Source organism: Klebsiella sp. GG_Kp146, from assembly GCF_040061975.1.
In the GTDB taxonomy this organism is placed as follows: Bacteria; Pseudomonadota; Gammaproteobacteria; order Enterobacterales; family Enterobacteriaceae; genus Klebsiella; species Klebsiella quasipneumoniae.
In genome coordinates this window covers 296,106-316,630 of record NZ_JBEAHA010000003.1, presented here as the reverse complement: position 1 = coordinate 316,630, position 20,525 = coordinate 296,106, and the positions used below count along the sequence as shown (strand labels likewise).

At 60.2% G+C, this 20,525-nt stretch carries 18 protein-coding genes; 10 read left to right on the top strand and 8 right to left on the bottom strand.

The genetic code is table 11. The features are described from left to right. Positions 1-7: 7 nt before the first annotated feature. The 4 genes from ABLU95_RS06010 to pcaH all read right to left on the bottom strand — a co-directional run bounded on the left by ABLU95_RS06010 (position 8) and on the right by pcaH (position 5,116). Positions 8-2,380, bottom strand: coding sequence for a membrane-bound PQQ-dependent dehydrogenase, glucose/quinate/shikimate family (locus ABLU95_RS06010; RefSeq protein WP_065881547.1), 2,373 nt, complete (start codon positions 2,378-2,380; stop codon positions 8-10). Positions 2,381-2,657: 277 nt separating this feature from the next. Next, positions 2,658-3,581: a LysR substrate-binding domain-containing protein gene (locus ABLU95_RS06005; RefSeq protein ID WP_023289914.1), complete on the bottom strand. Its 924-nt coding sequence runs from the start codon at positions 3,579-3,581 to the stop codon at positions 2,658-2,660. A 177-nt stretch (positions 3,582-3,758) separates the two neighbouring features. After that, entirely contained in the window at positions 3,759-4,379 is a 621-nt protein-coding gene (gene pcaG / locus ABLU95_RS06000) for a protocatechuate 3,4-dioxygenase subunit alpha (RefSeq protein WP_348879029.1), read from the bottom strand. Further along, positions 4,376-5,116 (bottom strand): protocatechuate 3,4-dioxygenase subunit beta, encoded by a 741-nt coding sequence (gene pcaH / locus ABLU95_RS05995; protein ID WP_004202816.1) that lies wholly within the window; start codon positions 5,114-5,116, stop codon positions 4,376-4,378. Before pcaH ends, pcaG begins: the two co-directional genes overlap by 4 nt. Before the next feature lie 239 nt (positions 5,117-5,355). Between pcaH and ABLU95_RS05990 the strand changes: the two genes are divergently transcribed. From ABLU95_RS05990 to rimL, 4 genes are all read left to right on the top strand, one after another. Further along, positions 5,356-6,699: a VOC family protein gene (locus ABLU95_RS05990; protein ID WP_023289911.1), complete on the top strand. Its 1,344-nt coding sequence runs from the start codon at positions 5,356-5,358 to the stop codon at positions 6,697-6,699. 41 nt (positions 6,700-6,740) lie between these two features. Further along, positions 6,741-8,246: a carboxylesterase/lipase family protein gene (locus ABLU95_RS05985; protein WP_023289910.1), complete on the top strand. Its 1,506-nt coding sequence runs from the start codon at positions 6,741-6,743 to the stop codon at positions 8,244-8,246. A 311-nt stretch (positions 8,247-8,557) separates the two neighbouring features. Then, on the top strand, positions 8,558-10,213 hold the full coding sequence (locus tag ABLU95_RS05980; RefSeq protein ID WP_032453098.1) for a glucan biosynthesis protein: 1,656 nt from the start codon (positions 8,558-8,560) through the stop codon (positions 10,211-10,213). Between the two features lie 53 nt (positions 10,214-10,266). Beyond that, a complete protein-coding gene (gene rimL, locus ABLU95_RS05975) occupies positions 10,267-10,845 on the top strand; it encodes a 50S ribosomal protein L7/L12-serine acetyltransferase (RefSeq protein WP_032453097.1) in 579 nt (192 codons plus the stop codon). Here rimL and ydcK read toward each other — a convergent pair. After that, complete coding sequence (gene ydcK, locus ABLU95_RS05970; protein ID WP_241515877.1) at positions 10,831-11,811, bottom strand: YdcK family protein; 981 nt, start codon at positions 11,809-11,811, stop codon at positions 10,831-10,833. The two genes, rimL and ydcK, sit on opposite strands and share 15 nt — an antisense overlap. 111 nt (positions 11,812-11,922) lie before the next feature. Between ydcK and tehA the strand changes: the two genes are divergently transcribed. The 3 genes from tehA (at position 11,923) to ABLU95_RS05955 (ending at position 14,450) form a co-directional block, all read left to right on the top strand. Next, positions 11,923-12,927, top strand: coding sequence for a dicarboxylate transporter/tellurite-resistance protein TehA (gene tehA, locus ABLU95_RS05965; protein ID WP_048297635.1), 1,005 nt, complete (start codon positions 11,923-11,925; stop codon positions 12,925-12,927). Then, positions 12,924-13,520 (top strand): tellurite resistance methyltransferase TehB, encoded by a 597-nt coding sequence (gene tehB / locus ABLU95_RS05960; RefSeq protein ID WP_241515876.1) that lies wholly within the window; start codon positions 12,924-12,926, stop codon positions 13,518-13,520. The genes tehA and tehB overlap by 4 nt, the downstream gene beginning before the upstream one ends. Positions 13,521-13,781: 261 nt before the next feature. Beyond that, the gene (locus ABLU95_RS05955; protein ID WP_004202796.1) at positions 13,782-14,450 is read left to right on the top strand and encodes a DUF3313 domain-containing protein; all 669 of its coding nucleotides are present in this window, start codon (positions 13,782-13,784) and stop codon (positions 14,448-14,450) included. A 47-nt stretch (positions 14,451-14,497) separates the two neighbouring features. Here ABLU95_RS05955 and ABLU95_RS05950 read toward each other — a convergent pair whose 3' ends face one another. Next, the gene (locus ABLU95_RS05950; RefSeq protein WP_348874833.1) at positions 14,498-15,394 is read right to left on the bottom strand and encodes a DMT family transporter; all 897 of its coding nucleotides are present in this window, start codon (positions 15,392-15,394) and stop codon (positions 14,498-14,500) included. 186 nt (positions 15,395-15,580) lie between these two features. On the opposite strand from ABLU95_RS05950, the gene ABLU95_RS05945 reads away from it, so the two are divergent. Then, positions 15,581-16,450, top strand: coding sequence for an AraC family transcriptional regulator (locus ABLU95_RS05945; RefSeq protein WP_064154536.1), 870 nt, complete (start codon positions 15,581-15,583; stop codon positions 16,448-16,450). On the opposite strand, the gene ABLU95_RS05940 is transcribed toward ABLU95_RS05945, so the two are convergent. Beyond that, a complete protein-coding gene (locus ABLU95_RS05940; protein ID WP_241515874.1) occupies positions 16,427-17,593 on the bottom strand; it encodes a benzoate/H(+) symporter BenE family transporter in 1,167 nt (388 codons plus the stop codon). The two genes, ABLU95_RS05945 and ABLU95_RS05940, sit on opposite strands and share 24 nt — an antisense overlap. Before the next feature lie 183 nt (positions 17,594-17,776). On the opposite strand from ABLU95_RS05940, the gene ABLU95_RS05935 reads away from it, so the two are divergent. After that, positions 17,777-18,346, top strand: a complete 570-nt coding sequence (locus tag ABLU95_RS05935) for an XRE family transcriptional regulator (RefSeq protein WP_023289901.1) — start codon at positions 17,777-17,779, stop codon at positions 18,344-18,346. 10 nt (positions 18,347-18,356) lie between these two features. Here ABLU95_RS05935 and ABLU95_RS05930 read toward each other — a convergent pair whose 3' ends face one another. Next, positions 18,357-18,524: a hypothetical protein gene (locus ABLU95_RS05930; protein ID WP_176377337.1), complete on the bottom strand. Its 168-nt coding sequence runs from the start codon at positions 18,522-18,524 to the stop codon at positions 18,357-18,359. A gap of 33 nt (positions 18,525-18,557) precedes the next feature. Here ABLU95_RS05930 and ABLU95_RS05925 point away from each other — a divergent pair, with 33 nt between their 5' ends. Further along, on the top strand, positions 18,558-20,519 hold the full coding sequence (locus ABLU95_RS05925) for a U32 family peptidase (protein WP_218810930.1): 1,962 nt from the start codon (positions 18,558-18,560) through the stop codon (positions 20,517-20,519). Positions 20,520-20,525: the final 6 nt, after the last annotated feature.

The following is a 20,525-nucleotide window of genomic DNA, read 5'->3' as shown; positions in this document are numbered from 1 at the left end:
AGGTCAATCAGTGATGGTCAGGAAGCGCGTAGGCGATAATGTAATCGCCGCGATCCGGAGACTGACGGGCGCCGCCCGCATTGATAATGATGTACTGCTTACCGGTTTTCGGCGACACGTAGGTCATCGGGCCGGACTGACTGCCAACCGGCAGACGGGATTTCCAGATCTCCTTTCCGTTAGCGGTATCAAAGGCGCGCAGGTAGAAATCCTGGGTGCCGGCGAAGAACAGCAGCCCGGACTGCGTCGCCAGCGACGCGCCAAGGGTCGGCATACCGATCGGAATCGGCATATGCATGCGGATCCCCAGCGGCCCGGTATCCTCTACGGTGCCTACCGGCACCTGCCACACCAGTTTCCCGGTTTTCAGATCCACAGCGGACATGGTGCCGAAAGGCGGTTTCTGGCACGGAATGCCCAGCGGCGACAGGAAACGTTCGCGCATGGCGCCAAACGGCGTGCCTTCCATCGGCACGATGCCCATCTCAATGCCGCTGGCGTCTTTCGCTACCTTTTCGCGCGGCACCATATAGTTGGCGAGACCGAGACGCATATCGTTAACGAACATCAGGCTGTTGTTGGGATCCACCGAGACGCTGCCCCAGTTCATGCCGCCGAGCGAGCCCGGGAACTGCAGGGAGCGGTCTTCCCCCGGCGGGGTAAAGACCCCCTGGTGGCGCATCTCTTTGAACTGGATACGGCACAGCAGCAGGTCGATCGGCGTCGCGCCCCACATATCGGACTCGGTCAGCGTCTGGTTGCCGATCATCGGCATTCCCACCGAGTAAGGCTGCGTCGGCGAGTAGCGCTCGCCTTTGACGTTGCCCACCGGCACCGGCCGCTCTTCCACTTTCGCCACCGGCTCGCCGGTTTCGCGGTTGAGCATAAAGATCATGCCCTGCTTGCTGGTCTGCACCAGCACCGGGGTGGTGCCGCCCTTGCCGTCAGGCAGATCGTACAGCAGCGGCTGAGACGGCAGATCAAAGTCCCACAGGTCGTGGTGGGTGGTCTGGAAGTGCCAGCGTACCTGGCCGGTCGCGGCATCCACAGCGACGATAGAGGAGCTGTATTTGTCGTCCAGCGCGGTTCGTTCGCCGCCGAAGAAGTCTGGCGTAGCGTTGCCGGTCGGCAGATAGATCAGGTTCAGCTTCGCGTCGTAAGACATCGCCGACCAGACGTTCGGCGTGCCGCGCGTATAGGTCTGGCCCTCCGGCGGTACGCCGGTCAGCGCCGGATTACCCGGATCCCACGCCCAGGCCAGTTTACCGGTATGGACGTCAAACGCGCGGACCACCCCCGGCGGTTCGCCGGTAGAGTAGTTATCCGCGACGCGGCCGCCCACCACCACCACATTGCCCGCGACCAGCGGGGTGGAGGTCTGTTGATAGTAGCCCGCTTTGACTTCGCCCATTCCGACGCTGAGGTCGACAATACCGCGATCGCCGAAGCTCTCGCACAGTTTGCCGGTGTCGGCATCAATGGCGATCAGGCGGGCATCGATCGTCGGCAGGAACAGACGACGGGAGCAGGCGGCAGGCTGGGCGCCTGACGCTGGCGTCGTCTGCGCCTGGCTATCTTCGTAATAGCCTAAGCCGCGGCAGCGCTGCCAGTTAGGCGAAGAGGATTTGGAGTCATAGCGCCATTTCTCTTTGCCGCTGTCGACATCCAGCGCCAGCACTTTGCTGTATGGGGTACAGACGTAAAGGGTATCGCCAATCTGCAGCGGGGTATTCTGATCTTCCGCGCCGGAGCCATTGCTCTGCGGAATATCCCCAGTATGCGCCACCCAGGCTACCTGCAGCTGGTTGACGTTGTGCTTGTTGATTTGATCGAGAGCGGCGAAGCGGTCGCCGTGGGTGGTGTTGCCCCAGTGCGCCCAGTTTTTCTGCTCTTCGCCCGGTGCGACGGGTTTCACCGGTACCGCTTCCGTGGCGCTGACCAGCGGTTCGGATTTAAACATCCAGCCAAAGCTTCCCGCCAGCGCCACGGCGAGCACGGCGGCGATGGCAAAAGCCGGGCCTTTTTTCGCCGGCGGGCTGGCGAGGAAAGGCCAGACCAGGGCGGCGAGAAAGGCCAGCACGCCAAGGGCGAACAGGCGCGAGAAGAGCGGCCAGAAGTTCCAGCCAGCGTCGCCGATCGCCCAGATCACTGAGGCGATAAACGCCACGGCGTACAGCAAAATCCCGCCGCGGCGGTGACGGAAAATTAGCACTGCCGCGATAACCATCACCACGCCCATCAGCGCAAAGTACAGCGTGCCGCCGACGAGAGCCAGTTTTGCCCCCAGAATACCGATAGCCAGACCGATGATCAGCATCAGTCCGGCGAGAAGCCACTGCAGGATCCGGGGGAATCCGCGCGGCGCGTTGCCAGTTGTCATGAAATCTCCTTAACCACACCAGCCACCTCATTACGAACCAAATGAAACAAAGTTATTTTGTTTTATTTTTGAATGAAGTGGTTTTTATCTTCATAAAGCCAAATTTATTGCCTGCTTTGATTTCATATGAACCATTTGGTGAAATCGCGATATGATAGATCTGTTAAAGAAATTTGCGCAAATGTTAATAAATAATTTCGCACTAAATGATTATTTTGCTGAATGTGTCTCAGTCGGCGTCGGCTCCCCGGCCGCGACGGGCCGGGGGAGCGGCGGATCAGGCAGGCATTGATTTACGAATAGCGCTGAGCAGGGTGTGCGTCCCGGGGGTCAGCGTCGCATCGACGCGGGTTAAAATGCCGATGGGCTCCCCGGCGCCCTGGGTGGCAATCGGCAGGGCGGTTAGTACGCCACGGCGAAGATCGTCTTTCACCGCCCCGGAAGGGACGAACCAGACATAGTCAAAATCAACCGTTAGCTGGCGCGACAGGGAAGCGGACAGAGTCTCGATGCAACCGGCGGGCATTTTACACCCCTGGCTCTGGAGCAGCGCTTCGGCGTTTTGCCGCGGCACGGTGCCCTTTGGCGAGACCACCACCGGCCACTCCATCACCCGACTGAGGGTCACCGTCTCCTGCAGCAGGGGATGTCCCGGACGAACCACCAGCTTAAGGGATTCCAGGAACAGCAGTTCGTAATGCAGGCCGCTCATCAGCTCCGGATCGGACATCCGTCCGATGCCGATGTCGATCTCCCCGGACTTTAACCCGGCGAGCAGCATGGTGTTGTTCATGGTGGCGACCTGCAGCGTGATATCTTTTTGCTGCTTATGGAACTGGCCGATCACCGTCGGCAGGATCCCCAGCGCGGCGGTAGGCAGCGCGCCGATGCGTACAATATCGTTATTCAGGCCCTCTTTACGGTTCAGCGCCTGGCCCGCCGAGTTAAGGGCATCAAGCACCTTCACGGCATGAGTCAGAAACTGTTCCCCGACCAGGGTCAGCTGCGCCCCCAGACGTCCCCGCTCAAACAGACGGGTACCGGTCAGCTGTTCAAGCTCGTTAAGCGTTTTTGAAAGTGCTGGCTGGCTCAGATTTAAAGTTTCAGCCGCGCGCCCCAGCGTTCCCTGTTGAGCGACGGCCACGAAGGTGTGTAGATGGCGCAAGCGAATGCGCTGACTGAAGAGACCATTTTTTTCCATAGTAAGATGATGTTAAAAACACAGCGGTGAAAGAGACAAGCGGCCTTGTTTAAATTTGATAACCAGATAGCAAAATATTTTTAACATTTGAGCTGATTACATTACAAGATCTTTCCCTATGGTTTAACACGCCGTCGCCCCGGCAGTGCGGGGCGACGGCGGTGGTCAGCATGGCCGCTAGATATCGAAAAAGACGGTTTCGTTCTCGCCCTGCAGATAAATGTCGAAACGATAGACCACTTCCGCACCGCGAACTTCGCGCTCAGCGATTAAGGTTTTGCGTCTCACCTCCCACTCGATGAGATTCAGCACCGGGTCGCTGGCGTTGGCCTCGTGCTCATCGGCAAAATACATCCGCGTATTGAGGCCAATATTGATCCCCCGGGCCACCACCCACAGATTGACGTGCGGCGCCATCAGACGGCCATCGCGGCCAACCACCGCGCCGGGCTTGATGGTTTCAAAGCGCCAGACGCCGGAGGTGAAGTCAGAGCAGGTGCGTCCCCAGCCGCGAAATCCCGGGTCGACCGCTTTCTGCTGCTGACGATCGTCAGGATGGTTATAGCGTCCCGCGGCGTTGGCCTGCCAGATCTCCAGCAGCACATCGCGGACTGGGGTTCCGGAGCCGTCGATAACCCGGCCTTCAATGGTGATCCGTTCTCCGACGGTATCGGCGGTGGTGAGAACCGTACCAAAATTTTTCTCAAAAATATGGAAACCCGCGGCGTCCGGCGCCAGACCAATATGAACATAGGGTCCCGCGGTCTGCGAGGCGGTTTCAGGCAGATACTCTTTCATCGGGCGGCCCCCTGAGTGCGATTTTCAAACAGCGTGGCGCGATGGCCGCGCAGAACAAGGTCGAAGCGGTAGGCCAGACAATCCAGCGGCACGGCGGCGTGCATGTCCAGCTCGGCGATCAGGGTGCGCACGGCGTCGTCATTATTAATGGTTCTGACGATCGGGCACTGCTTGATCAGCGGGTCGCCTTCGAAATACATCTGGGTGATCAGGCGCTGGGCCCAGGCGTCGCCCGAGAGCGAGAAATGAATATGCGCCGGACGCCAGTCGCTGGCCTGGTTGCGCCAGGGGTAGGGGCCGGGCTTGATGGTGCGAAAACAGTAATAGCCGTTCTCGTCGGTCAGCACCCGGCCGCAGCCGCCGAAGTTCGGGTCAATCGGCGCCAGATACTGATCTTTTTTATGTCGATAGCGGCCGCCGGCATTGGCCTGCCAGACTTCCACCAGGGTGTTTTTCATCGGTCGGCCGAAGCCATCCCGCACGTAGCCGTGCACAATGATCCGCTCGCCAATCGGCAGGCCTTCTTTGGCATAGTTAAGGATAAGGTCATTATCCAGCGGACCCAGGTCGTCGCGGCTAAACACCGGGCCGGTGATCTCCGACAGCGAGTTCTGCAGGGAGATCAGGGCGTTTTTCGGGGAGCGCAGGACGCTGGTTTTATAGCCCGGGGCGTAAGCGGGCGGGTGACTACTGTAATCGCGATGGATAACCTCGCGCGGGGACCATTTATCGTTCATCGGGTACTCCGTATAGAGGGTAGAGGGGCATGTTGTTGTAATGTCGCCAGAAACAGTGTGTGTAAATGTATTGTTAATTTAAAGTGAAATTACCGGGTGTTTTTCATAACCATCGGTTATGTTCTGCGCTATGCCCGTGACCGGAAGCAGGTTATCGCCATCACAGTTTGTAAATTCTTCCCCCCGCCGGGAGGCAGCTTTCCTACACTCCAGGAAGTATTCACTGGAGGTAACACATCATGGCGAACACCATCACGGCTGATGAGATTCGGGAGCACTTTTCGCAGGCCATGTCGGCCATGTACCAGCAGGAAGTTCCGCAGTACGGGACGCTGCTGGAGCTGGTGGCTGACGTCAACCTGGCGGTACTGGAAAATAATCCGAAGCTGCATGAACAACTGGCCAACGCCGACGAGCTGGCGCGCCTGAACGTTGAGCGCCACGGGGCGATCCGCGTGGGCACAGCGGAGGAACTGGCGACGCTGCGTCGCATGTTTGCCATTATGGGGATGTATCCCGTCAGCTATTACGATCTCTCGCAGGCCGGCGTGCCGGTTCACTCCACGGCGTTTCGTCCTGTCGACGATGCCGCGCTGGCGCGCAATCCGTTTCGGGTTTTTACCTCGCTGCTGCGTCTGGAGCTGATCGAAAACCGCGCTCTGCGCGAGCGGGCCGAGGCGATCCTCGCCCGGCGCAACATATTCACTCCCCGCTGCCTGGCGCTGATCGCCCGGCACGAGGCCGAAGGGGCGTTCACCCCTGCGGAAGCTCGCGAGTTTGTGCAGGAGGCGCTGGAGACCTTCCGTTGGCACCGGCATGCCACCGTCGATGAGGAGACCTACCATGCGCTGCATCGCGAGCATCGCCTGATTGCCGATGTGGTCTGCTTCCCGGGATGCCATATCAACCACCTCACGCCGCGGACGCTGGATATTGACCGCGCGCAGGCCCTGATGCCGGAGTGCGGTATTGAGCCAAAGGCCCTGATCGAAGGTCCGCCGCGCCGGGAGGTACCGATCCTCCTGCGGCAGACCAGCTTCAAAGCGCTCGAGGAGCCGGTGATGTTCGCCGGCGAACACCGCGGCACCCACAGCGCCCGCTTTGGCGAAATTGAGCAGCGCGGCGTGGCGCTGACGCCGAAAGGGCGCGCGCTGTACGACCGGCTGCTGCAGGCGGCAGGGACCGGCAAAGACAATCTCAGCCACCAGCTGCATCTGCAGGAGGTGTTCCGCGAATTTCCCGACAGCGAATTTCTGCTGCGTCAGCAGGGGCTGGCCTGGTTTCGCTACCGCCTGACGCCGGCTGGCGAGGCCCATCGCCAGGCGTTTCGCCCGGGCGACGATCCCCAGCCGCTGATCGAGCGCGGATGGGTGGTGGCCCAGCCCATCGTCTATGAGGATTTTTTACCGGTCAGCGCGGCGGGCATTTTTCAGTCCAATCTGGGTAACGAAACCCAGGCGCGCAGCCACGGGAATGCCAGCCGCGAAGCCTTTGAGGCGGCGCTGGGCTGCCCGGTGCAGGATGAGTTTGAACTGTACCGGCAGGCGGAGGAGCGCAGCAAACGACGTTGCGGTCTTCTGTAAAATCAGTACCCTGCTGGCATCAGCCTTACAGGGAGCAGGTTATGCAACATCCGTCGAAACCGTTGGCGAAAACCCGGCAGGGCACGCTGGCCGGGAGCGCAGAGCAGGGGATCCATATCTGGCGCGGCATTCCGTACGCCGCGCCGCCCGTGGGGCCGCTGCGCTGGCGCGCGCCGCAGCCTCCCGCCCGCTGGCATGGCGTGCGTCAGGCCGACGCCTTTTCCGCCGCCAGCTGGCAGGACATTGACTACTGCCGCGAACTTGGCGGCGGGGATCCCGGCCGCTTCAGCGAAGACTGTCTCTATCTCAACGTCTGGGCCCCCGCCAGCGCAGCGCAGCCGCTGCCGGTGATGGTCTGGTTGCACGGCGGCGGGTTTACCATCGGCGCCGGCAGCCTGCCGCCTTACGATGGCCTGGCGCTGGCCAGCCGCGACGTGGTGGTGGTGACGGTCAACTACCGACTGGGCCATCTTGGCTTTTTCGCCCATCCGGCACTGGAGGAAGAGGCGGGCGAGCGTCTGTATAACTTCGCGCTGCTCGACCAGATCGCCGCCCTGCAGTGGGTCCAGGAGAATATTCACGCCTTCGGCGGCGACGCCGCCAACGTTACGCTGTTTGGCGAATCCGCCGGGGCGCGCAGCGTGCTGTCGCTGATGGCCTCGCCGAAAGCGAAAGGATTGTTCCATAAAGCGATTATTCAGAGCGGGTATACCTTACCCGACCTGCCGCGAGAAAAGGCGCTGGAGAAAGGCCGCCTGCTGGCGGAACGCTTCGCCTTGCCGCAGGCCAGCGCTGAACAACTGCGGGCGATCCCGGCGGAGGCCTTCTGGTCGCTAACCGCCCCGCTGAATATCGGGCCAGCGCCCATCGCCGGCGATGTGGTGCTTCCGCAGCCGATGCTGGAGACCTTTTTTGCCGGGCGCCAGCATCCGATGCCGGTGATGATCGGATCCAACAGCGATGAAGCCAGCGTGATGGCGGTGTTTGGCGTCGATATCGCCGGGCAGATCCAGAAGCTGCGCCGCGAGCGCCGTCTGGGACTGGGACTGATCAAACTCCTCTATCCCGGCGTGAAGGGGGATGAAGCGCTGGGGCGGGAAGTCTGTCGGGATATGGCGTTTACCACCCTCGGCTATGTGGTGATGCAGGCCCAGCAGCGCGTGGGCCAGCCATGCTGGCGGTACTGGTTCGATTATGTGGCGGAAGCGGAGCATGATGTCTATCCGCACGGCGCCTGGCACGGCAACGAGGTGCCCTACGTGTTTGATAACCTGCGGCTCACCGACCCGGTGCGGCAGTATGCCAGTGAAGCGGATCTGGCCTTCGCCGCTCAGGTCGCTGACTACTGGGCCCAGTTTGCCCGCGTCGCCAGCGGCGAGCAGGTGCTTGCCGGCGCGGTGCGCTGGCCGGCGTGCGTGCGCGGACGGGATCGTCTGCTGCGCATTGGCCTGCATAAGCGTGCCGGCTTTAAAGTGGAGAATCGCTTTATGCGCGCCCGGCTGGCGCTGTTTCGCCGGGTGATGAAGCATCACGTGACCCTCGAATAAAGGGGATGGGTCGCGGCTCAGCAGGGCGCGGCCCTGCTGCAGGCCGCGGGCGGCTAAGAAACGCCCCGGCGATGAGACGGGATGAGTGCTGTCCGCTTTGTTTGCAGGCGGGCCCTGGGCTGGATATAGCGCTCTCCCTCCGCCGGTGATGAAAAAACAGCCTGTTCTGGTAGACAGGGCTTTTTTACCGTTTTTCTGCGGGCAACAATTGGATTATTAATCGTTTTTGTCTAGAGTGGGCGGAAATTATCACGCAGCGTGATGACGCGTTGCGAATCAATTCACCCGTGCAGAAGGACGCTTTCTCAGGCATGAACCGCAGACGTTTTCTTAAATCTTCCATGGCTGTTGCCGCCGTATGCGGAACGTCAGGAGTCGCTTCCTTATTCAGTCAGGCCGCGTTTGCTGAAGACGCGGGCATTGCCGACGGGCAGACACGCCGTTTTGATTATGCCGTGCTGCAGGCGATGGCTCACGATCTGGCGCGCCAGCCGTGGGGCGGCGCCCCGCGCGATCTGCCGCCGACGCTGGCCAATCTCACCCCGCAGGCTTATAACAGCATCCAGTATGACGCCAACCACTCGCTGTGGAACAATATTGAAGAACGCAAACTGGATATCCAGTTTTTCCACGTCGGGATGGGGTTCCGTCGCCGCGTGCGCATGTTCTCTTTAGACGCCGCCACCCAGCAGGCGCGCGAGATACACTTCCGTCCGGAGCTGTTCAAGTACAATGACGCCGGGGTGGATACCCGCCAGCTGGAAGGCCAGTCCGACCTCGGCTTCGCCGGGTTCCGGGTATTTAAAGCGCCTGAGCTGGCGCGCCGGGATATCGTGGCGTTTCTCGGCGCCAGCTATTTCCGCGCGGTAGACAGCACCTACCAGTATGGCCTCTCGGCCCGTGGGCTGGCGGTGGATACCTTTACCGATACCCCGGAAGAGTTCCCCGATTTCACCTCTTTCTGGTTCGAAACGGTCAAAGGAGACGCCACGGTATTCACCGTTTACGCTCTGCTGGACAGCCCGAGCATCACTGGCGCCTACAAGTTCACCATCCACTGCCAGGATACCCAGGTCATTATGGACGTGGAGAACCATCTCTACGCCCGCAAGGATATCAAACAGCTGGGTATCGCGCCGATGACCAGCATGTTCAGCTGCGGCAACAACGAGCGTCGGATGTGCGATACCATCCACCCGCAGATCCACGACTCCGATCGGCTGTCGATGTGGCTGGGCAACGGCGAATGGGTCTGCCGGCCGCTGAACAACCCGCAGAAGCTGCAGTTCAACGCCTTCCAGGACAAGAACCCGCGCGGTTTTGGTCTGCTGCAGCTGGACCGCGATTTCTCCCACTACCAGGACGTGATGGGCTGGTATAACAAGCGTCCCAGCCTGTGGGTGGAGCCGCGTAACCAGTGGGGCAAAGGGGCGGTCAGCCTGATGGAGATCCCGACCACCGGTGAAACGCTGGATAACATCGTCTGCTTCTGGCAGCCGGAAAAGGCGGTGAAGGCGGGCGACGAACTGGACTTCCGCTACCGTCTCTACTGGAGCGCGCAGCCGCCGGTGAGCACCCCGCTGGCGCGTGTGCTCGCCACCCGCACCGGGATGGGGGGCTTCCCGGAGGGATGGGCGCCGGGGGAACACTACCCGGACAAGTGGGCGCGTCGTTTTGCCATCGACTTTGTCGGCGGCGATCTGAAAGCGGCCGCGCCGCGCGGTATTGAACCGGTGATCACCCTCTCCAGCGGCGAAGCGAAGCAGATTGAGATCCTCTACGTCGAGCCGTTCGATGGCTACCGGATCCTCTTCGACTGGTATCCGACCTCCGACTCGACCGACCCGGTGGAGATGCGTCTGTTCCTGCGCTGTCAGGGAGAAGCCATCAGCGAAACCTGGCTCTATCAGTACTTCCCGCCGGCGCCGGATAAACGTAACTACGTCGACGACCGGATCATGAAATAACCCCGTGACAGCCGTGGCCCCCAGGCACCACCTGCGGGCCCGTAGAGAGCCCCATGACCACAGACATTCCAGCAGTACCTGAGTCGATCCCGGTGACCGAGGGACTGACGCTTACCGCCATTGATGAGCGTTACGTCAGCGACCTGCACCAGCTGGTGGTGAAAAACCAGCGCTGGCTACAGCAGTCGCTCAGCTGGGCCGGAGAGGTGCGCAGCGAAGAGGAGACCCGCCGCCATGTACAGGGTAACGTGATGCTGCACCAGCGGGATTACGCCAAAATGTTTTTGCTGTTTCTCGATAAGCGGCCGATTGGCGTTCTGTCGTTCAACCAGATCGAGCCGCAGAATAAGACGGCCTATATTGGCTATTGGATCGATGAAGATTGCCAGGGGCAGGGGTATCTGTCCCGTTCCCTGCAGGCCTTTATCCACTATTATGCACGCAGCGGGCTGGTGCGCCGGTTTGTAATCAAATGTCGGGTGGCGAATACCCGTAGCAACCAGGTGGCGTTGCGTAACGGGTTTGTTCTGGAAGGCTGTCTCCGGCAGGCCGAGTATCTGAACGGCAGCTATGACGATCAGAATATCTACGCCCGCATTATTGACCGCGACGAGGCGCTACAGGGCGCCTAACAGCGGCGTTCGGGTGATCTGCTGCTGGCCGTCGAGGGTCTTCGGGCCGCGCAGGCGAATGGCTTCTCCTTCCCGCGCGGCGATCTGCACCTCGTCCCCAAGCGTGACCTGGTGCTCAACGATCACATCGCCGACGATGACAGCCCGACCCTGGATCAGCACGTCGTCGTCAAGCAGAATCGGTCCACCGCGCAGCTGCGCCTCGCCGCCCACCATCGCCCGGTGCTTTAGCAGACAGTTACCTTCAATCACCGCATTCTCCGCAACCTGGGAACTGTAGCGCACAGTGGGAATGGCATCCTCGCCGCGACCCGCGATCAGACGGGCATGCCCGTAAATCCGCGCGTTATCGCACACCCAAACGTCATTCTCCTCGTTTCCCTCAAGCCTGGCGTGGTCAAAGACTTCCGCCCGATGTTCGACAAAAGCGTGCTCGACGTAGGCCTCGCCATAGATCTGCGCCTGATGGAGAATGCGCGACGCGCTGACGGTGGCTCGCTGATAAATCTGCAGCACTTTGTCGCGGTCGGCGGTCAGCCCGCGGGCGGCAATCACCTGACAGTGGGGCAGAAGACGCGCCTCGTCGGCGAGGCGACAGTCACCGCGCACCGTACTCAGGCTAATCGTGACGTTGTCACCAATCTGCGCGTGATGGCTGATCTGCGAGGCGTGAATGGATGCCCGTCCGCTGATGATAGCCCCATGGCTGACCTCGCAGGGGCCATGGAGTCGGGCATCGTCGAGGATGCGCGCCCCGGCGAAGACCACGCTGTTGGCATCGTAGATCCAGCACTCTCCCTGCTGGCTGAGAGCGCTTTCCTCCTCCACCCAGCCGCCTTCGCTGCCCGCTTTGACGTCAGCGAAATCGATAAGCGCCACGATCTGGCGCAGGATGACGCACTGTTTGCCATCCTCTGCCTGGTAACAATACTGCCGGGTCTGTTCGCTGAGACGGTATTTACGCATTCCCGATCCTCATTACTTATGGTTAACATAAACATAGCAAAGATCGCCGTAGCGCGTGGGATAAGGTTCCTTTAGAATGCAACTTCAAATTAAATTGATATCATCAATAAAATGAACAAAACGCATACATCGCGGCAGGTGCTGAATCTGCCGGCGGGTTACTTTGGCATGGTGCTCGGCACCATCGGGATGGGCTTTGCCTGGCGTTACGCCAGCACCCTCTGGCCGGTCAGCCGCAGCATTGGTGATGGGCTGGTGACGCTGGCGATGGCGATGTGGGTCCTGCTCAGCATGGCGTTTATCAGCCGGGCGATCCGCTTTCCGGCGAGTGTGCTGCAGGAGATGCGACATCCCGTCAGCAGCAGCTTCGTCAGCCTGTTTCCCGCCACTACCTTGCTGGTATCGATTGGTCTGGTACCCTGGTGCCGGCCGCTGGCCATCGGGCTGTTTGTGCCGGGCGTGGCGCTGCAGCTCGCCTATGCCGCCTGGCAAAGCGGCGGCCTGTGGCGGGGAAACCATCCTCGCGAGGCCACCACGCCGGGGCTGTATCTGCCTACGGTGGCGAATAATTTTATCAGCGCGATGGCCTGCGGCGCGCTGGGGTTTACCGACGCCGGACTGGTGTTCCTTGGCGCCGGAGTCTTCTCCTGGCTGAGCCTTGAGCCGGCTATCCTCCATCGTCTGCGCAGCGCAGGCGAACTGCCGACCGCGCTGCGCACGTCGTTGGGGATCCAGCTGGCGCCTGCGCTGGTGGCCTGCAGCGCCTGGCTCAGCGTCAACGGCGGGGAGGCTGATACCTTTGCTAAGCTGCTGTTTGGCTACGGTCTGCTGCAGCTGCTGTTTATGCTGCGTCTGATGCCCTGGTATCTTCGCCAGCCGTTCAATGCTTCTTTCTGGAGCTTCTCGTTCGGTATTTCCGCACTGGCCACTACCGGCCTGCATCTGGGCCAGGCGAAGGCGGACGGCTTTTTTCATCATCTGGCGCTGCCGCTCTTTATTTTTAGCAATCTGGTCATTGGCCTGCTGCTGCTGCGCACAGGGCTGCTGTTGGTCAGCGGGAAACTGTTGCTACAGGTCGACCGGGAAACACTCCTGAATAAGAAGGAAGGATCATGACAACGCGTGACGCGGACTATTTTAGTCAAAAATATGGCCTGACCCGCACCCACTCCGAGGTGCTGCATGCCGCGACGATGGTGCCGCCGGGGCGGGCGCTGGATCTGGGCTGCGGCAACGGACGTAACAGCCTTTATCTGGCGGCAAACGGCTTCACGGTGACGGCGTGGGATAAAAATGCGATGAGCATCAATAATCTGGAGACTATTCGCGCCGCCGAAGGGCTGGATAATCTGCAGACCGCGGTGAAAGACCTCAACAGCCTGACCTTTGACGGCGAGTATGATCTGATCCTCTCCACCGTGGTGATGATGTTTCTTGAGGCCGGCGCTATCCCGGGTCTCATCGCCAATATGCAGCGTTGCACCGCCGCCGGGGGCTATAACCTGATTGTCGCGGCGATGGACACCGAGGACTATCCCTGCACCGTCGGCTTCCCGTTTGCTTTTAAACCCGATGAACTTCGGGAGTACTACCGGAGCTGGGAATTACTGAAATACAATGAGGACGTCGGTGAGCTGCATCGGACCGACGCCAGCGGCAACCGGATCAAACTGCGCTTCGCCACGCTGCTGGCGCGCAAGCCCGCATAATCCTCAGCGGCGCGTGAAATGGCTGAGATTGACCGCGCCGCCTTGCGCTAATACCCATCGGATAAAGCAGCGCGAAAAGCCTCGCTGAAAAGAGGGTTAAAGGCGACCTGTTCACCTATTAAGTAATTATTTAATAACGTAATGTTGATCCCATCAATATTTGTATATCTTCCTTGACGAAGCCCTCATTTTGTCACAAAACTACTGGGTCTTATCTGCTATAACGTCTGCCGAAAAAACTGCATTTACAGGGATCTCTTTATGCGTACTCGCGTGTTATTTAAAGTCGCCGCTCTGGCGGGGATGTTAGCGTTGACGGGCTGTGCGTCCAAACTGGCGCAGCCGAATCAGTATTCGGGCTTTTTAAAAGATTATTCCAACCTGAAAGAAGCCACCACGGCCTCCGGCAAGTCGGAGCTGCGCTGGATCGACCCAAACTACAATCCGGCTAACTACGATAATGTCGTCTACCATCCGGTAACGTACTATCCGGTACCGAAGCCGACGACCCAGGTCGGTGAAAAGGCGCTGCAGGATATTCTTAATTACACCAACAAACAGCTCAAACAGGCCATTTCCGAGCGTAAACCGCTGGCTACCACCGCCGGCAAGCGTAGCCTTATTTTCCGCGGAGCGATCACCGGGGTGGACTCCAGCAAAGAAGGGCTGCAGTTCTATGAAGTGGTTCCGGTCGCGATGATTGTTGCCGGTACTCAGGCCGCCACCGGCCATCGTACGATGGACACCGACCTCTATTTTGAAGCTGAACTGATTGACGCCAGCACTAACAAGCCGGTGATCAAAGTGGTTCGTAAAGGGGAAGGAAAAACCCTGGCCAATGAAAACACGCCGCTGACCATCGAAACCATGAAGCAGGTGATCGATGATATGGCGGTCGACGCCGTCAAATTCGACCCTTCCCAGCGGTAATCTCGCCAGCGCCGTCTGCCGACGGCGCTGTTTTATCTTCCGCCGTTTCAGGCCAGCTTTCGGCGCAGCAGCAGCTGTTCCGGTTTGGCAAACATCACCAGATTACCCAACAGGATCATCGCCAGTCCGATAACGGCGTTGCTGTGCCATACATAGCCTTCATAGACGGTGGAGATGGACAGGGCGACCAGCGGAAACAGCAGCGTACTGTAGGCGGCTTTGCTGGCGCCGATGCGTCCCACAAGGGTGAAATAGGCGCCGAAGGCGACAACTGAGCCGAACAGCGCCAGGTAAAGCAGGGCGCCAAGATAGCTGACGGTCCACTCCGGCATAAAATTATCCCCGCGGAGGAGTGCGATGGCGCCCATCACCAGCGTGCCGTACAGCATCGCCCAGCTGTTGGTGGTCAGCGTCTCCAGCCCCCGCCGCTGGTGACGAATACTGAACATATTGCCCAGCGAAAAGCCGTAAGTGCCCAGCGCGCTCAGACCGATCCCCCACAGTAGCGAAGCGTTCAGCCCGTTGGCCAGCAGGTCATCCCAGAACAGGGTGACGATACCGGCCAGACCGAGCGCGGCAGCAGCCCAGAAGCGTCCCGGCGGCTGCTGACGGAAGAAAAGAAAGCTGTTGATGGCGTTAAACAGCACCGCCATGGAAAAGATCACCGATTCCAGACCGGTGTTGATCCAGGCGGCGGCGGTATAAAAGCACCAGAAATTGAAGCAGAAGACGCAGCAGCCCTGCAGCAGGCAGCAGAGATGGTCCTTCGCGCCCAGCGGCCGCAGACGTCGCGTGACGAGCAGAATCGCCAGCATCGTGACGCTGGCCACGGCGAAACGCCAGAAAATCGATACCGGCGCCGCCACCGGCCCCTGCTGTAAAAAAATCGCAATCCACGTTGTTCCCCAGATAACGACAACGAGTGCATAAAGTAATGCGTTCACCTTGGTTCTCCTCTGCCTGTTGAAGGGAGGAGTATGCCGCCTGCCGCAACCTGCGGCTTTCACCCGCTTGTTGTCGGCTTGCAAATTCTTGCGCTTATTTGTCTTTCGCCGGCGGTGAGGACTGGAAACCGCGCCGCAGTCTCCCTAGACTAGAGTTTTTCCAGACAGGACAGATGCGTGAAGGCGATGGGTTACGGGACGTTTGAAACATTACGGCGACAGAACGCGGTGCTGAAGGGCACCGTGGAGCTGAATTCCGGTATTCAACTGGCCGCCTGGTATAACAACTGCGATACCGTAACGGTACGCAGCGATCATCATACCTTAAGCCTGTACGTCGCCGATGGTTATGAAAGCTATCAAAAGACGCCGCACGGCTGGAAGAATGGCGGCGGCCCGGATCGCTTTTGCCTGATGCCGAAAGGCGATGAAAGCGTCTGGGATATCCGCGGCGATCTGTCGTTTGTCCATCTCTATTGTACCGATGCGCATCTGCGCCGCGTCGGGGAGGAGGTGTGGGATCGCAGCCCGGCGAACTTCACCCTGCAGGAGAAAACCTTCGCCAGCGATGACAAAATCACCACCGTGTATCGTCAGTTTTTGCTGGCTAATGACTGGCGACAGCCGGCGAACCAGCTGACCCTTAGCGCCGCCAGCAGTTTATTGCTTACCCATCTGATCCAGCACTATTCCACCGTGCAGTGGCGTTTGCCTTCGGTCACCGGGGGACTGGCGCCGGGGGTGAAGCGTCACGTGCTGGCCTGGATCGACGCTCACCTCGATCAGCCACTGACCCTGGCCGACCTGGCGCAGCAGGCGGGACTGAGTGAATTTCATTTTGCCCGTATGTTCCGCCAGTCGCTGAATATGGCTCCGCATCAATATGTGATGCAGCAGCGAATGGCGAAGGCGCAAAACCTGATCTGCCACAGCGCGCTGCCGCTCACCGAGATCGCTCTGGCCTGCGGTTTCAGCTCCGCCAGCCATTTCAGCCATCGGGTCAAAGCCGCCACCGGCCTGACGCCGACCCAGCTACGGGCGGCGCAGCGCGGATAGCACGCCGTAGCTCACTCCGCCGAGCACCACGCCCCAGAATGCGGAGCCAATTCCCGCCAGCGTCACGCCGCTGGCGGTGATCAGAAAGGTCAGCACCGCCGCGTCGCGCTCACTGGCCTGATGTACCGCCTGAAACAGACTACCGCCGATGGTGCCGAGCAACGCCAGGCCGGCCAGCATCTGGATCCACGCTGGCGGCAGGGCCGACATCAGCGCGGTGATCGATCCCCCGAACAGACCGGCCAGCAGATAAAAACCGCCTGCGGCCATGGCCGCCAGCCAACGCTTCTGCGGATCCGGGTGCGCTTCCGGGCTCTGGCAAATGGCGGCGGTGATCGCCGCAATACAGATCGAGTAAACCCCAAACGGCGCCAGCAGCAGCGCCAGCCCCCCGCAGACAACGATCAGCGCGGAGACCGGTACGGCATAGCCTGATGCCTGCAGAGTAGCGAACCCGGGCGCGTTCTGTGAGGCCATGGTCACGAGGAAGAACGGCAGGCCGACGCTGAGCAGCAGCGCCGGGGTAAACTGCGGGGCGACCCATTCCGGCGCCACAAACGCCAGCGGCACAGCGGCGCTGGCCACCTCCCCGGAGGCCGCGGCAATCAGCGCCCCGGCAACCAGCGCGGCGACCACGGCGAAGCGGGGCCATAGCGCCTTACACAGAAGCCAGGCGGCGAGCATGCCGCCGCACAGCAGCAGATGATCCTGGAAGCCGGCGAAGGCCTGCAAACCGAAACGCAGCAGAATGCCGGCCAGCATCGCGGCGGCCAGCGAATGGGGAATGATTTTCATCAGCCGGGCAAACAGGCCGGTAACGCCGCAAAGGACGATCAGCGCATTGGCGAAGATAAATACACCCACCGCCTCAGGGAGGGTCACCCCCTGCAGGCCGCTGACCAGCAGGGCGGCGCCCGGCGTTGACCAGGCGGTGAGCACCGGCACTTTTCGCCAGCCGCTCAGCGCGAGGGTGCTGACGCCCATGGCGAGGCCCAGGGCCGTCATCCAGCCGGCGATCTGCGCGGGCGTGGCGCCGGCGGCAGCGGCAGCCTGCCAGATGATGGCGGCAGAGCTGGCGTAGCCCACCAGCACGGCGACGAAGCCGGCGAACAGGCTGGGAAGCGGAACGGTAAACGAGCGCATAGTTTTCTCTTGTGCGTTATAACATCCGATCACTCTATCATTGTGCGTTTTAGCGCACAAGGTTCCTGCGTGGTGAGGGCTGCGCACCGAGGCTCTTGTCGCAAACGGCCCGCGATGCCGCTAATCGCCCTGTTGAATCAGGCAAATGGAGGTATACTCTGGGCTGAAAAATCAGGAGGTAGGATGAATATTGCGCAACATCTGGCGGCCACCCTCAAAAATCTGCGTCAGCAGCGCGGCTGGAGCCTGTCGCGTCTGGCGGAAGAGACCGGGGTGTCGAAAGCCATGCTCGGGCAGATTGAGCGGAATGAATCGAGTCCGACGGTCGCGACCCTGTGGAAGATTGCCACCGGGCTGAACGTGCCGTTTTCGGCATTTATCGTTCCGGATGACGGCGCGGCGCCCTCCGCGTTTGACCCGCAGCAGCAGGCGATGGTGGTGACCCCGGTCTTCCCGTGGGACCCGGAGTTGCGCTTTGATCATTTCTCGATAACCCTTGCTCCCGGGGCGCTGAGCGAATCGACGCCGCATGAGCAAGGGGTGATTGAGCATGTTGTCGTGATTAGCGGTACCCTGGATCTCTGCTTACAGGGGGAGTGGCACTCGCTGCAGGCGGGTGAGGGTCGGCGCTTCGCCGGCGATGCGGCGCATGCCTACCGGAACAGCGGCGCCCAGGCGGCTCATTTCCATTCGCTTATCCACTATCCAAAAGAAAAAACCGCAGGCGAACCCGCGGCCAGACAAGATGACTGATGATAACCACTCACAACGTGACGAGGAAAATCCGGAATACGTGATGACAGTACTCTGTACGCTGATTTGAGGGAAATATCTTTTCCTTCAATACTTTGCTGAAAACTGAAAATTCGTCGTCCCGCGACGGCGGAAAAGGTTTTCGTCTGCGCCCGGTTCTGACTACAATAGCCGCCATTTCGACCCCCTTATACTGGATAACAACACGCGTATGCGCCTGCACAATCATCGTCTTGAACTTCTTAGTCCTGCCCGCGACGCCGGTATCGCTCGCGAAGCGATCCTTCACGGCGCCGACGCCGTTTATATCGGTGGACCTGGCTTTGGCGCCCGCCACAACGCCAGCAACAGCCTGAGCGACATCGCCGGTCTGGTGCCTTTCGCCCATCGCTTTGGCGCCAAGGTCTTTGTGACGCTGAACACCATTCTGCATGACGATGAGCTGGAGCCGGCGCAGCGGCTGATTACCGACCTTTACGACGCGGGCGTCGATGCGCTGATTGTCCAGGATATGGGGATCATGGAGCTGGACCTGCCGCCGATCGAGCTGCACGCCAGCACCCAGTGCGACATCCGCAGCGTGGAGAAAGCAAAGTTTCTCTCAGACGCCGGTTTCAGCCAGATCGTGCTGGCGCGCGAGCTGAACCTCAGTCAAATCAAAGCCATCTACGATAATACTGACGCCACCATCGAATTCTTTATCCATGGCGCGCTGTGCGTGGCCTATTCCGGCCAGTGCTACATTTCCCACGCCCAGACCGGACGCAGCGCCAACCGCGGCGACTGCTCGCAGGCCTGCCGCCTGCCGTATACCCTGAAGGACGATCAGGGGCGAGTGGTGGCCTATGAAAAACATCTCCTGTCGATGAAAGACAACGACCAGACCGCCAACCTGGCGGCGCTGATCGATGCCGGGGTGCGCTCCTTCAAAATCGAAGGCCGTTACAAAGACATGAGCTACGTGAAAAACATCACCGCTCACTACCGCCAGATGCTGGACGCCATCATTGAAGACCGCGGCGATCTCGCGCGCGCCTCGGCAGGGCGCACCGAGCATTTCTTTATCCCGTCCACCGATAAAACCTTCCACCGCGGCAGCACCGATTACTTCGTTAATGCCCGTAAAGGCGATATCGGCGCCTTTGATTCGCCAAAATTTATCGGACTGCCGGTGGGCGAAGTGCTGAAGGTGGGTAAAGACCATCTCGACGTTGAGGTCAGCGAACCGTTAACCAACGGCGATGGCCTTAACGTGATGATTAAGCGTGAAGTGGTGGGCTTCCGCGCCAATACCGTGGAAAAAACCGGCGAAAATCGCTATCGGGTGTGGCCGAACGAGATGCCTGCGGATCTGCACAAAGTGCGCCCGCATCAGGCGCTCAACCGCAACCTCGATCACAACTGGCAGCAGGCGCTGCTGAAGACCTCCAGCGAACGCCGCATTGCCGTAGACGTCACCCTAAGCGGCTGGCAGGAGCAGCTGGTTCTCACCATGACCTGTGAAGATGGCGTCAGCGTGACCCACACCCTTGACGGGGTGTTCGCCGAAGCTAACCAGGCGGAGAAAGCGCTGGCTAACCTGCGTGACGGTGTCACAAAACTGGGACAAACCATTTACTATGCGCGCGAGGTGCAGGTCAATCTGCCGCCGCTGTTTGTGCCCAATAGCCTGCTCAACCAGCTGCGGCGTGAAACGGCCGAAATGCTGGATGACGCGCGGCTCAACGCCTGGCAGCGCGGCACCCGTAAGCCGGTCTCTGTGCCGCCGCCGGTCTACCCTGAGACACATCTCTCCTTCCTCGCCAACGTCTATAACCACAAGGCGCGGGCGTTCTACCAGCGCTATGGCGTGCAGCTGATTGACGCCGCCTATGAAGCCCACGAAGAGAAGGGCGATGTGCCGGTGATGATCACTAAACATTGCCTGCGCTTTGCCTTCAATCTCTGTCCGAAACAGGCGAAAGGCTCCATCAAGAGCTGGAAAGCCACGCCGATGCAGCTGATTCATGGCGACGAAGTGCTGACCCTGAAGTTTGACTGCCGTCCGTGCGAAATGCATGTGGTCGGCAAGATCAAAAACCATATCCTCAAAATGCCGCACCCGGGTAGCATCGTGGCCTCCGTTAGCCCGGACGAGCTGATGAAGACCCTGCCGAAGCGCAAAGGGGCCTGATCCGCG

Bases quoted from the DNA above. Each gene is read 5' to 3' on its own strand.
- ABLU95_RS06010 (WP_065881547.1), bottom strand. From the start codon at position 2,380: ATGACAACTGGCAACGCGCCGCGCGGATTCCCCCGGATCCTGCAGTGG.
- ABLU95_RS06005 (WP_023289914.1), bottom strand. From the start codon at position 3,581: ATGGAAAAAAATGGTCTCTTCAGTCAGCGCATTCGCTTGCGCCATCTA.
- pcaG (WP_348879029.1), bottom strand. From the start codon at position 4,379: ATGAAAGAGTATCTGCCTGAAACCGCCTCGCAGACCGCGGGACCCTAT.
- pcaH (WP_004202816.1), bottom strand. From the start codon at position 5,116: ATGAACGATAAATGGTCCCCGCGCGAGGTTATCCATCGCGATTACAGT.
- ABLU95_RS05990 (WP_023289911.1), top strand. From the start codon at position 5,356: ATGGCGAACACCATCACGGCTGATGAGATTCGGGAGCACTTTTCGCAG.
- ABLU95_RS05985 (WP_023289910.1), top strand. From the start codon at position 6,741: ATGCAACATCCGTCGAAACCGTTGGCGAAAACCCGGCAGGGCACGCTG.
- ABLU95_RS05980 (WP_032453098.1), top strand. From the start codon at position 8,558: ATGAACCGCAGACGTTTTCTTAAATCTTCCATGGCTGTTGCCGCCGTA.
- rimL (WP_032453097.1), top strand. From the start codon at position 10,267: ATGACCACAGACATTCCAGCAGTACCTGAGTCGATCCCGGTGACCGAG.
- ydcK (WP_241515877.1), bottom strand. From the start codon at position 11,811: ATGCGTAAATACCGTCTCAGCGAACAGACCCGGCAGTATTGTTACCAG.
- tehA (WP_048297635.1), top strand. From the start codon at position 11,923: ATGAACAAAACGCATACATCGCGGCAGGTGCTGAATCTGCCGGCGGGT.
- tehB (WP_241515876.1), top strand. From the start codon at position 12,924: ATGACAACGCGTGACGCGGACTATTTTAGTCAAAAATATGGCCTGACC.
- ABLU95_RS05955 (WP_004202796.1), top strand. From the start codon at position 13,782: ATGCGTACTCGCGTGTTATTTAAAGTCGCCGCTCTGGCGGGGATGTTA.
- ABLU95_RS05945 (WP_064154536.1), top strand. From the start codon at position 15,581: ATGGGTTACGGGACGTTTGAAACATTACGGCGACAGAACGCGGTGCTG.
- ABLU95_RS05940 (WP_241515874.1), bottom strand. From the start codon at position 17,593: ATGCGCTCGTTTACCGTTCCGCTTCCCAGCCTGTTCGCCGGCTTCGTC.
- ABLU95_RS05935 (WP_023289901.1), top strand. From the start codon at position 17,777: ATGAATATTGCGCAACATCTGGCGGCCACCCTCAAAAATCTGCGTCAG.
- ABLU95_RS05930 (WP_176377337.1), bottom strand. From the start codon at position 18,524: ATGGCGGCTATTGTAGTCAGAACCGGGCGCAGACGAAAACCTTTTCCG.
- ABLU95_RS05925 (WP_218810930.1), top strand. From the start codon at position 18,558: ATGCGCCTGCACAATCATCGTCTTGAACTTCTTAGTCCTGCCCGCGAC.